A 12,263-nucleotide genomic window follows, 5' to 3' on the forward strand; every position below is an offset into this window, starting at 1 on the left:
AGTTTTGAACTTTCGGGAGGTTCAAAACTTTCGGGAGGTTTGACTGTTAAGAAAAACGCAACGGTGCAAAAGGTTGCATATTCATACTGGTAGGTTCATGGGTCACAATCTCCGACACCAGCTTACCCGTGGCAGGCCCAAGGCTAATTCCCATCATTCCGTGGCCTGTGGCGAGGGTAAGGTTATCAAAATGTTCGACGCGACCCACGTACGGAATACCGTCGGGTGAACACGGACGTAGTCCGCTCCAAACCTTCTCTTTTTCAGGGAGTTGTACTTCAATTTCGGGGTAATAATTGTTGATTCCTTGCACAATTCCCCGCACTCGGTTCATATTTATACTCAAATCCGTTCCCGCCACTTCGAGCGTTCCCGCAAAACGCAAATCGTTGCCCATCGGTGTGGCCGTGGCGCGTGCTTCTAACATAATGGCTGGGACGTGGATATTGTTGATTGTATTTTTTAGCATAAAACTGTAGCCTTTTCCGCCCTGTAGGGGCAACGAAATGCCCAACTTTTCACTCAACACGGGCGACCATGCTCCTGCGGCTATCACCAATTCCTCTGCTTCAAATTTTCCCGTACGGGTCAAGACAGCCGTTATTTTTTTTTCATTTTTCTCAAAATCTGTCACTTCTTGGTTTTCGTGGAAAGCGACGCCTCGGGCTCGGAGATAACCAACCAAATTTTTGATGAGCAAATTAGGGGTAATGTGTGCATCGCCTGGGTAATAGACTCCCCCGCGTACGTCCACCTTCACGTCGGGTTCAAGGTGTTGCACTTGGCGTCCGTCGAGTACTTCGGCTACAATGCCTGCTTTGTTGGCGATTGCGGCTTCTTCGGCCATTTCGTGTTCGGTATCGGCGTTTTTGTACAACATCAACAACCCGCGCTCATGCCACCCAAAGTCCACCTCGTTGGTAGCGGCGAGTTCTTGAAACAGTTGTTTACTCAACAAACTCATGTCTCTCAATACTGGAATAGAGCGCTGTACGTGTTCTTCAGTCGAATGTTTCCAAAACAACATTCCCCAACGCATTAAGTCCCAACTTAATCTTGGTTTGACGTAAAATGGACTTGTTGACTTGAGCATCCAGCGAAGCCCTTTGGAAATCATGCCTGGTTGGGCCAATGGTACGATGTGGCTCGGTACAATCATCCCAGCGTTGCCAAACGAACAGCCGTCGCTGAAGTTGCCCTGTTCAATTATAGCGACTTTGTGGCCTGCTTGCTGAAGGTAGTAGGCCGAAAAAAGGCCGCTTACGCCTCCGCCTACAATCGTAATGTTGCTCATTGTTTGGATATTTTTGATTTTAGCTTTGTCAAGTTCAATGGCCAAAATTACAATATGTACCAATAGAACGATGGAGGTTTTTTGACGACTTTTAATGAAATATTGACTTTAAAATTTTTGTCAACCCGACGGTAGAACCAGGCTACTGGAGCAGAGGGCTATCACCACGTAACCTTCGTCGATATGGATTCCTCCTAACGTCGGAATGACAGAGCTCGGAACGGCAAAAGTGAACGGAATGACAAAAATGTAGGGAAAACAAAAAAAAACGTATTTTTGTACACTTCATTTTATAAAATTTCAGTCATGAAATGATAGGGAAACAAAGGTGGACCAAGGGACGGATTGGGCTCTTGTTGGTCATGTGGGTGGTGCGCACGTCCGTAGCGCAGGTGTATCATTTTCAGCACTACGACATCTTTTCGGGGTTGGGGCAGTCGCAAGTCACCGACATCGAACAAGACCGCTTGGGCTATATTTGGCTTTCAACTCGGGGGGGCGGTCTTTCGCGCTTTGATGGAAAACATTTTACGACCTACCGAAAAGAAGATAACCTGCCCGCCAACAATATTTTATCGCTCGAAATCGACACCAAGGGTACCATGTACATGGGGACGCCGTTTGGATTGTCGATTTACGATGGACAACGCACCCGCCCCGTGCGGACATCCGACCGCGAGCCCTACACTGTTTCGTCGGTCATTGGCGATACCAAAGGCAATGTTTATGCCATTTGTAACGCTAGCCAATTGGGTTTGCTACTGGGGGACAGTCTTCAATTTTTGAAAAAAAATAGCTCCGACCGACCCTCTTTTTTTAGTGATATGTCGGTGACTCCCGATGGAAAACTTATGGTTTCGACCTACAGCGGAGAGATTTTTGAGGTGACTCCCAAAGGATTATTTCGCCGCTATAATTTTTCTCCAGCGTTGGTACTACGAAGTATTCTCTTTGATAATCAAGGGCTTCTTTGGCTAGGTACTGACGAAGGTGTTTTTACCACAAACACAAAAACACCTTCGGTACTGACGCCCATTAGCCATGACATTGTCCACGAAATGACCGAAGCGTCCGACGGTAGTATTTGGATGGGGTTGTCGATGGGGGCGTTGCGGTATCAGCAAGGAAACATCTTACGGTTTAATGCCGACAATGGCTTTTCCAACTTTATGGTTCGTGGACTGCTCGAAGACCGTGAAGGCAACCTTTGGTTTACGACCGACGGCGACGGCGTGTATAAGTTTACCAACCCTGCTTTTACGAGCCTTAATGAACAAACAGGCTTGCACGGGAACACGATTTCGTCCTTGGCGTTGTCGCCTGAGGGGAGGCTGTGGGTGAGTTATTTTGACGGAGGACTAGACGTCGTGGATACTAAAACCAGCCGACCTTTGCCCGTTCCATTGCCTCTTCAACACAAAAGGGTTAACTGCTTATCCGTTGATAATGAAGGGAATGTGTGGGTAGGTTTGGCGGGCCCAGGGGTTTATAAAGTACAAACCGATAAGGTGACATATTTTGCCCTCGACGAATATATTTCGTCCCAAGGCGTTACGCTGTTTATGCAAGCGGGTAAAGGGAAGGACGTTTGGATAAGTACCTCAAACGGCGTTTTATTGTACGATGGAAAATCGTTCCAGCATTTTCACTCCAAAGAAGGACTAAAAGGCAGTTTTGTGAGGCGCACGCTGTTGTTGCAATCGGGCGAGCTGTTGACGGCGGGGCCAAGGGGGTTGAATGTTGTTGGAAATGGTAAAGTTTCTGATTTTCAGTATGATAAAGAAATTGCTTCATTTCCTGCATTGAGTATGGCGCAGCGCCACGACGGGCTGTTGGCCTTGGGTAGTTTTGAAGATGGGGTGGTTGTTTTTGATCCCAAAACCAAACAAAAACGCTTTTTTACCGTCAAGCAAGGGTTATGTTCTAACCTTATTTACAATACGAGTTTTGACCAAAAAGGGCGGCTTTGGATAGGTACAGAACGGGGGATTGACCTTTTGACGTTGGATGCGCAATTCCGCATCGCTTCTATTCGGCACTTTAACGAAACCGACGGATTTACGGCCCGTGAAACCAACGCCAATACGGCTTACGTAAGCCCGAACGGTGACTTTTGGATTGGCACCATCAAAGGAATTTTTCATTACCGAGAAAACCCAACACGCCGTTTGCCAGCAACGCAGAAAGTCCACTTTACCGAAGTTAAATCCCCGTTTGACACTACAAACTTGGTTCGATTTGCCAAAAGTAAAGATACTTGGTATAACGTACCCAATGAGTTATCGCTCCCTCATGCCCGTAATCAGCTTAAAATCAGTTTTATATCTATTAATCACAGCCATCCTGATCTTGTCAGGTACCAATACCAACTCGAAGGCGAGGATGAAGCGTGGCTGGGCCCTACGGAGCAGACCAGTGTTGTTTACTCGCATCTGAACCCAGGCAAGTATCGGTTCAAAGTTCGTGCATCTTTAGGGGATAATCGCTGGGGAGAAACGGCCGTGTATGCCTTTGAGATTGTGCCGCCTTTTTATCAGCGTTCTTGGTTTATTGCCTTGATGATTAGCCTTTTGATTGCATCAGTAGGTTTAGCCCAACAGCTTTATATTCAGTACCGTACGCGGCGGGTGTTGGCCTATGAAAAGCTCAAGCAAGAAGCTGAGGCGGCCATTCGGGTGCAGTTGGCGCAGGATTTTCATGACGAACTGGGTAATCGGCTTGCGGCCATTCGGATGCAGTCGAGTGTTCTTAAACTTAGGTACGAAAGCAGAGAAACGGGCAACGAAGAAAAAAGAATTGTGGGGGAAATTGAGAAAAATGTGGTGCGGTTATTTCGGGATACCAAAGATTTTATTTGGGCGATTGACCCTGAAAGCAACCTCGTCAAAGAGCTTGTTTTGTACATCAAAGATTTTGGCGAAAACTTGCTTCAAGATACCACCATACGGTTTCATTCCAACACCACTATACCTTTTGAGCTCGAAAATGTAACCTTACCGCCTGGTTGGAGTATTCAGGTTATTATGATTTTTAAAGAAGCTCTAACCAACTGTATTAAACATGCGCATTGTCAAAATATCTACTTTTGTGCAACCCTTCAAGGACGAAACGTCTCTTTCTCTTTGGAAGACGATGGTTGTGGGATTGTTTTTCCCACCGATGGTTATCACAAAGGGCTTAATAACATGCGCCAACGCGCCGAAAAAATTCATTGCTCGCTCGTGATTGCGCCGCGCGTTCCTTCGGGAACATCGCTGACACTGACGGGTACGATTCCTACTAAAACAGCCTCCCCCAAAATTCGGTAGAAATAGGGGGCCTAAACAAAAAACGTATAATGAATAACGTTACAAAAATTACGGTCATTGAAGACAACGAAGCGGTCAAAGATGGCTTGGCGCTCATCATCGGAAGCCAACAGCGGTTTAGGGTGGTAAATACCTACACCAACTGCATGGATGCCTTAAAGAATTTGCGAAAAGACGCGCCTGAGCTGGTTTTGATTGACCTAGAATTGCCAGGAATGCACGGCATTGAAGGCATCAAACGGATCTTGCGCGAGCGTTCTTCTACCACTATTTTGGTGATTAGCGTCCACGAAGACAGCAAACTTGTGTTTGAGGCATTGTGTGCGGGTGCGTCGGGTTATTTGACAAAAGATACCGATCACATTCGCCTTTTGAACGCCATTGACGAGGTACTAACGGGTGGCGCTCCGATGAGTTCTAAGATTGCCTCTTTGGTGGTCAAATCGTTTCAAAGAAACTTAAATTCGCCACTTTCTGATCGGGAAACCGACGTTTTGACCCTGCTGGCCAAAGGAAAAACCTACCATTCGATTGCCGACGAATTGTTTATCAGTGTCGAAACGGTAAAAACGCACATTCGGAATATTTACCAAAAATTACACGTCACCAACAAGACGGAAGCGCTGAAAAAAGCGGTCAAAGACAAATTAATATAAAATCCCCTTTTTTGGGGGATAAAAATCGGGGCATTTTTCCAAAAAACACCATTTTGGGGGGATGCGCCGATTTTGTTTTTTGTGTAATTTCATGGGAAAGATTACAGCCAATTTTCGTTCACCAAAAACCCTCCTTTCCATGAAATCTATCACTTATTGCCTGCTTTGTTGTGTACTGTTGGTGCAGAGTATCAGTGGTTTGGCCAGAACTCTCAAGAAAGAAGAAGACATCCACGGTTTTCACCTCATTCGTGGAAAAAACGTAGCCCGCATTCCGTTTGAATTACATTCCAATTTGATTGTTGTGCCCGTCAAAATCAATGCTTCCGATACCTTGCGTTTTATTCTGGATACGGGTGTTAGCTCCATGATGCTTACTAATACAGAGGTTGCCCACCGACTCGGGATGAAGTCGGTACGAAAAATGGCCATTGAAGGCATTGGCGGAGGGCAGCCCATCAGCGCCGATGTCACCATCGGAAATACCTTTACGATGGGACAGATGCGGGGGCTGAAACAAACCATCGTCGTACTGGACGACGATGTGTTGCGGCTTTCGGAGCTTGTGGGGACTCAGATTCATGGAATTTTTGGTTATGAGCTTTTTAGCAAGTTTGTCGTCACCATTGATTTTCAGACCCAAGAGTTAACCCTGACTATTCCTTCAAAATATAAATACACGGCTCGGAAAGGCAGTAAGCTGCCCATTGTCATCGAACGCTCTAAGCCCTACTTAGATGCCGTGACGGTGGTTTCCAACAACCAAGAGTTGCCCATTCGGGTGGTGCTTGATACGGGTGCAGGACACGCTTTGATGCTCAATACCGCCGCCTCTCAGCTCCAATTGCCCCAAAAAGTAATCAAAGCGCAACTAGGAGTAGGGTTGGGGGGCGAAATCAACGGACACATTGGACGCCTGTCCAAAGTCCGCATTGGTCAGTACGAACTCAACGACGTACTCGCCACTTTCCCCGATAGCAGTTCGTTGGGCATCAAACTGTCGCCAAAAGCCCCGCAGCGTCACGGCAACCTCGGAGGCGAGTTTTTGCGACGGTTCAAGGTAACGTTCAATTATGAAGAAGGCTACATCGTTCTTAAACCTGTTCGTCGATTTTTAAACCAGAAGTTTGAACATGACATGAGTGGCATCGATCTTCGGGCCAAAGGAGATGATTTTCGTCACTATTTTATCGAAAGTATTACCGAAAATTCACCCGCTCACCAAGCAGGATTACAGATAGGAGATCAGCTGCTATTGGTCAACCACGAGCCAGTGGAAACCCTCTCACTTTCAGAGATTTATCGAACGCTACAGCACAAAGAAGGCAAGGAGGTTCAACTCGTCGTACGGCGGAATGGACGCCTCGTTGTGGCCGAATTTGCGCTCAAACGGGTGATTTAACGGTTCCGACAAAAACGTTACCTTTGTGGCCGATTTGTACTATTTCATTTTTTGACCAATGGCAACGAAGCAAACTATCGAAATAATGGCCCCTGCGGGTTCGCGGGAATCGATGATGGCAGGCATAAAAGCGGGGGCTAATTCGGTGTATTTTGGCGTTGAACAGCTCAACATGCGGGCGCGCCAAACCAACAACTTTACCGTCGAAGACCTCCCTGAAGTGGCGCGTGTTTGTAAAGAAAACAACGTAAAAAGCTACATTACGCTCAATACGATTATCTACGACCACGACATTTCGCTTATGCGTCGTATCATCGACCAAGCCAAGGAGGCGGGCATTACGGCGGTGATTGCTTCTGATTTGGCGGTGATGAATTACTGTCGCAAGAAAGGAATGGAATTGCATATTTCGACCCAATCGAACATTACAAACATTGAAACCGTGGAGCTGTATGCCGACTACGCCGATGTGGTCGTGATGGCGCGCGAGCTTACGCTCAAGCAAGTGGGCGATATGGTAAAAGCCATTGAGCGGAACCAAATCACGGGGCCGTCGGGGAAGCTGGTACAGGTTGAGATTTTTGCGCACGGTGCCCTTTGTATGGCGGTGTCGGGTAAATGTTATTTGAGTTTGCATTCCCACAATGCTTCCGCCAACCGTGGGGCGTGTATTCAAAACTGCCGCCGCGAGTACGTTGTGACCGACGAAGAAGATATCGAGCTAAAGATTGATAATGAGTACATTATGTCGGCCAAAGACTTGTGTACCATCGACTTTTTGGACAAAATCATCGAGGCGGGTGTAAGCGTACTCAAGATTGAGGGACGTGGCCGCGCGGCTGACTACGTTTATACCACAACTCAGTGCTACCGCGAAGCCGTGGACGCCATTGAAAACGGCACCTATACCCCCGAAAAAATAACGGATTGGAAGGAACGCCTTACGACGGTTTACAATCGTGGTTTTTGGGATGGGTATTACCTCGGCCGTACAATGGGCGAATGGAGCAATCAATACGGCTCGGTGGCTACGCAGAAAAAACTGTACATTGGTAAGGGTGTGAAGTACTTTGAGCGGGTAGGAGTAGGGGAGTTTGTGCTTGAAAGCCACGATGTTAAAGTAGGAGATAAGCTGATTGTGACGGGGCCTACCACGGGTTACGTAGAAACCACGGTGGAAGAAATTCGCCTCGATACGGGAGCATCTGTCGATAAAGCTAGTAAAGGAAATACGGTAGCGATTCGGATTCCTGAAAAAATTAGACCTTCCGATAAACTTTATAAGGTGGTTAGCAGCGATGTTTAAAGTCTTTCACTACCGAAACCGTTGTATTGGCTGCAATGCCTGCGTAGAAATTGCCTATGAGCGCTGGCGCATGTCAAAAAAAGACGGAAAAGCAGTTCTGTTGGGAGCGAAAGAGAAAAAAGGGATTTACCAAATTTCGCTTTCAGAAGACGAACTTCCTCAAAACCAGCAAGCCGCCGCCGCCTGCCCCGTCAATGTGATTCAGATTTTGCAGTAATTCTCCGTGAGGTGGGTTGCTCACAATCCGACCCTTCCCGAAAGTGCTAAATTTGCCACCTCGACGGAGGCTTTGTCATCTCGACGGAGGCTTTGTCATCTCGACGAAGGAGAGATCAAAAACGTTCGGTAGGGATTAAGCCTAGCTCTTTCATAAAAAGTCTGGAAGCCTTTCGATAATTATCATGAGGCAGAGCCTCGCGCTATCGGGCGCTGTGAGGAGGGTTGCTCACAACCCGACCTTTCTCGAAAGTGCTAAATTTGTCACCTCGACGAAGGAGAGGTCAAAAACGCTTGATAGGTTTGAGCCTAGCTCTTTCACAAAAGGGCTGGAAGCCTTTCTATAATTATCACGAGGCAGAGCCTTGCGCTATCGGGCGCTGTGAGGAGGGTTGCTCACAACCCGACCCTTTCCGAAAGTGCTAAATTTGCCACCTCGACGAAGGAGAGGTCAAAAACGTTTGGGAAGAATGAAGCCTCGCGCTAACGGGGAGCGTTTAAATAATCTCAAGCCTAATGTGAATGCAATAAATGCAACAAACCAATTTAATCCTTTCTTGTTGTTTATTTTTTTAACTTTTTGTTAGCATGTCGATTGATATTCCGATTACAAAGACAATAATATAGAATGTCATTGTTCCAAAAAAAAACGAAATTAATGCTTTTACATAATTTCCAATTTTTCTTTCTTCAAAGAAATTTCCTATTGCCCAAGTCGTATAAACAACTCCGAGCATTCCTGCAAAACTTAATAAGTTGAAATGAGAAATACCTTGTAAAAAGGCAAAAATAGCAAAAATTAACATTGAAATTCCTTGTACAAAACATAGCATGATGAGCAACTCATAAAAGTTATATTCGTACTTTTTGAAAAACACTTTTAGCCAAATGGCAACAAATATTCCTGTTAATATACTTGTATATCCGTAGTGTCCTTGCATCCATTTTAAAATACTTCCAATGGCTGATTTGTCCGAAACTTCAAAGTTTATTACTTCTTCTTTAATATGAAAAAAATGACTTGTCAAGGTATAAATTAAAGAAGTTATAATAATGAAAATTACTGGCTTTACAAGTCGGCTTCTATTTTCTGAAAGATAGGTTCTTATGTTTTGACCTGGATTTGTAATAAGTTCTCTAATTGTATATAAAATTCCACGTTCAAAATGTAGAATGTGCTCAATTTCGTGAATTATATAATGCCTGTCAATTCTTTTCAGACTTGTTGGTTGTCCACAGTCTGGACAAAATTTTGAATTTACTTCGGTGTTACAGTTTTTGCAATTCATTTTTTATTATCTTAAAATTATGTCAATTTGTTTGTTTAATGAGTGTTTGTGAAATTCAAACTAAAGTTTGGCGCTGGTGCGAGATTTCGAGGTGCAAAATTGTCACTACCCGTTTTATGTGGTCGACTTTTATTCATTGTCTATTTGATAAATTCTTGAATAGTCACCAAACTCAGTCCCTTTTAAGTTGTCTTCAATCACTTTTTTAGCTACTACCAAGTCAACTACCACGCAGCCAACTTCCATTGTTCCACTTCCAATGCTACCACCGTCAACGTGTCCAAGTCCAGTCCAGCCTAAAAGTTCATTTAAAGATTCTTCAAGTCTGTGTCGCTTATCGAGGTCTTGTTCTGTTCCAAAGCCGTCAATTTTATATTCAATTTCAAGATAAGCTATTTTTTCTTCGTCAAACTCAGCATAACCTTCTTTTAGCTTTTTATCAATTTCTTTTTGAACAGCTTTACGAAAATTTGAAAAAAGTTGGCTCTTAATTTCTTTGCTCTGTCCACGTTGACCAACAATTCCCCAGTGAACTATTGCAGTTTTTTCATCTTTGTCCCAAGTCTCCCAATAATGAAGCTGGTTGCCAATTAGTTTATAAAGTTTATGCATACTATTTGAATTTTCAGTCGTCGATTTGTTGTTTGTAGAGCAAGCGAAAAAAGTCAAGGTCAAAATTGTCAATATGTAATTTTTCATTTTCACAGTGTCGTTTTTAAGCCGCCTCATAACTCCCAAATATGCAAAAGTTTTGCAGCACTTTCTGTATTGTAAACATTTCTCATTCCTGCAAAAATCCCCAAAGTTCGTCCGTTTCATGGGAAATATGACGTCAAGCAAAGTGTTCAAACCAAAACTAATTAGAAGATACAGAGGGAGAAAAAGCAGGTGTCTATGTCGCTTTGTAAATATATCCCAAAGAATAGTTTATTTCAAGACGAACTGTATAAGTTCTGCAAAAGTTTGTCAAATAGGTGGTAGGCTTCTCCTTCGTCGAAGTGACAAAGCCTTCGTCGAAGTGACAAAGGGTTTGTTGAGGTGGCAAAAACGGCAGTTGGGCGGGTTGTGAGCAACCCTTTGCACGTTTGATGGCGCGAGCGTCCCCGCTCGTGCTGGCTATTGAAAGGCTTCTGGCCTAGCTCTTTCACAAGGGGCTAGAAGCCTTTCGATAATTATCACGAGGCGGAGCCTCGCGCTATCGAGCACGGTGAGGAGGGTTGCTCACAACCCGACCCTGCTCGAAAGCGTTAGACCTCTCCTTCGTCGAGGTGACAAAGTCTTCGCCGAGGTGACAAAGTCAAAACTTTGGGGAAGGTGTTACCAAAACCCGTTCGGGCTTGGCCATTTCTGTGGTCATTTGACGGGGTAGGCGAAATACTTCCCCCTGCTGATTAGCGAAATACAACGACGATTCCGACGGCTGACGCGCGTGACCATCAGCCCAAAAAGCGTAGAAATCGGGGTGGGCGTGGAGCGGTCGGCGCACGTATGAGTGATTGAAAGCACTGTTTTTCGTCAATGAAACTTGTTTTTTCCACGTTTTGCCTTGATTGGTACTTACCCACGCACTTATTTCCCCACCCGTTCCAAATGGCTGAGGGCCTGCTTCTAAGGGGCCAATGATTGTCCAAACGCCTTGGGAATCAATGTACAGCGAGCCCATGTCGTAGTTGTGGTCGGAGGTGGCCACGGAGTGAATCTCCCACGTTTTGCCGTTCCAAGCCGCCACCTGCCACGTATGAGGGCCTTGGGCTGGGCCAGGGTCGGGGCCTTTACTGGTGACGTACAAAATGACGGGGTGGCCTTTGGCGGTATGAGCCACGTCGTTGATATATACGTTTAACCCCAATGATTGGTACTCTTTGACCAAGGCGTCGTTGGCAGGGGTCGCCAAAGGGAGTGCCATGTTTTTCCCTTGCGCGTTTTGCCACGACTTGCCAAAGTCCTTGGTTTCAACGTAATACAAGTTAGTCCGATAGTCCAGTCCAGCCCCTTTTTCGGTATCGGGGTGCATGTTGAATGAGGTGCCAATTTTGTTTTTCCACTGTCCACTGGTCTGATAATGACCTTCTTGAATGGTGCCAATATTCTTGATTTCTGACCATTTTACTCCGTCCGAACTTGTTATAAAACCAATCGTGCGGCGCGGTTTTTTAGCCCCGTACTTCAGCACGCCTCGTTCATAATGCGTCATCAAATGGATAAAACCTTGTCCTTTTTGGTAGTAGCTTTGCAGGTAAGAAAAGTTATTGAAGGGCGTTTCTTGGCCATTTTTTACAAACGTAGCTTCTATTTTATCAAAAGCGCTGATGTCATACGGCTTGCGGCTACGGTGAAGGTACGACGGGCGTTCTACCCCGTGCGAAGTCGAAAATACCCAAATGTAGCCTTGCGCGTCGATGTTCAACACGGGGTTATCGTGCGCATCGTCGGTGGCTTTGTCAAGCACAATGGTGGGTCGGGAAACGAGTCCTGTTTGATGGTCGTAAAAGGCGACTTCGTGCAGAAGGCTGGGTTTGGCGGCTTTGGAAGCTCCGCCGTAACAAAAAAACGTTTTGTTTACCTCCGGACTATACACCGCAAAAGGGTTGTGGTTGGACGGGTAGGTTCCCAGTCCGCCACTGTATTTGTGGATGTATTCGTTGTCTAATTTACCGATGTAATACCAAATTCCCCGAAACCCGTCATCGGTTTGGTTGAGGGTTTGTGCTTGTACCGTTGCTGCGCAAAGGAGCTGGTAAGAGGCCAATGTGATGGCGTAAAGAAAGTTTTTTTTCATTGGAGGTGAGGGT

At 45.6% G+C, this 12,263-nt stretch carries 9 protein-coding genes; 5 read left to right on the top strand and 4 right to left on the bottom strand.

Annotated features, from left to right (window positions below; all coding sequences use genetic code 11):
• Positions 1-46: 46 nt before the first annotated feature.
• Positions 47-1,294, bottom strand: coding sequence for an NAD(P)/FAD-dependent oxidoreductase (locus K339_RS0127015; RefSeq protein ID WP_028526387.1), 1,248 nt, complete (start codon positions 1,292-1,294; stop codon positions 47-49).
• Positions 1,295-1,605: 311 nt separating this feature from the next.
• Here K339_RS0127015 and K339_RS0127020 point away from each other — a divergent pair, with 311 nt between their 5' ends.
• The 5 genes from K339_RS0127020 to K339_RS0127045 all read left to right on the top strand — a co-directional run bounded on the left by K339_RS0127020 (position 1,606) and on the right by K339_RS0127045 (position 8,183).
• A complete protein-coding gene (locus tag K339_RS0127020) occupies positions 1,606-4,602 on the top strand; it encodes a sensor histidine kinase (RefSeq protein WP_028526388.1) in 2,997 nt (998 codons plus the stop codon).
• A 29-nt stretch (positions 4,603-4,631) separates the two neighbouring features.
• Positions 4,632-5,258, top strand: coding sequence for a response regulator transcription factor (locus tag K339_RS0127025; RefSeq protein WP_028526389.1), 627 nt, complete (start codon positions 4,632-4,634; stop codon positions 5,256-5,258).
• A gap of 139 nt (positions 5,259-5,397) precedes the next feature.
• Entirely contained in the window at positions 5,398-6,660 is a 1,263-nt protein-coding gene (locus K339_RS0127035; RefSeq protein WP_028526390.1) for an aspartyl protease family protein, read from the top strand.
• Between the two features lie 58 nt (positions 6,661-6,718).
• The gene (locus K339_RS0127040) at positions 6,719-7,966 is read left to right on the top strand and encodes a peptidase U32 family protein (protein WP_028526391.1); all 1,248 of its coding nucleotides are present in this window, start codon (positions 6,719-6,721) and stop codon (positions 7,964-7,966) included.
• Positions 7,959-8,183 (top strand): ferredoxin, encoded by a 225-nt coding sequence (locus tag K339_RS0127045; RefSeq protein WP_028526392.1) that lies wholly within the window; start codon positions 7,959-7,961, stop codon positions 8,181-8,183. Before K339_RS0127040 ends, K339_RS0127045 begins: the two co-directional genes overlap by 8 nt.
• Positions 8,184-8,754: 571 nt before the next feature.
• Here the strand turns inward: K339_RS0127045 and K339_RS0127050 are convergent.
• The 3 genes from K339_RS0127050 to K339_RS0127060 form a co-directional block, all read right to left on the bottom strand.
• Entirely contained in the window at positions 8,755-9,471 is a 717-nt protein-coding gene (locus K339_RS0127050; RefSeq protein ID WP_028526393.1) for a DUF3667 domain-containing protein, read from the bottom strand.
• A gap of 129 nt (positions 9,472-9,600) precedes the next feature.
• A complete protein-coding gene (locus K339_RS0127055) occupies positions 9,601-10,170 on the bottom strand; it encodes a hypothetical protein (RefSeq protein ID WP_211243849.1) in 570 nt (189 codons plus the stop codon).
• Between the two features lie 598 nt (positions 10,171-10,768).
• Positions 10,769-12,250: a BNR-4 repeat-containing protein gene (locus tag K339_RS0127060; RefSeq protein ID WP_028526395.1), complete on the bottom strand. Its 1,482-nt coding sequence runs from the start codon at positions 12,248-12,250 to the stop codon at positions 10,769-10,771.
• Positions 12,251-12,263 lie beyond the last annotated feature (13 nt).

Origin of the sequence: Runella limosa DSM 17973 (genome assembly GCF_000482465.1) — a bacterium.
Lineage (GTDB): Bacteria > Bacteroidota > Bacteroidia > Cytophagales > Spirosomataceae > Runella > Runella limosa.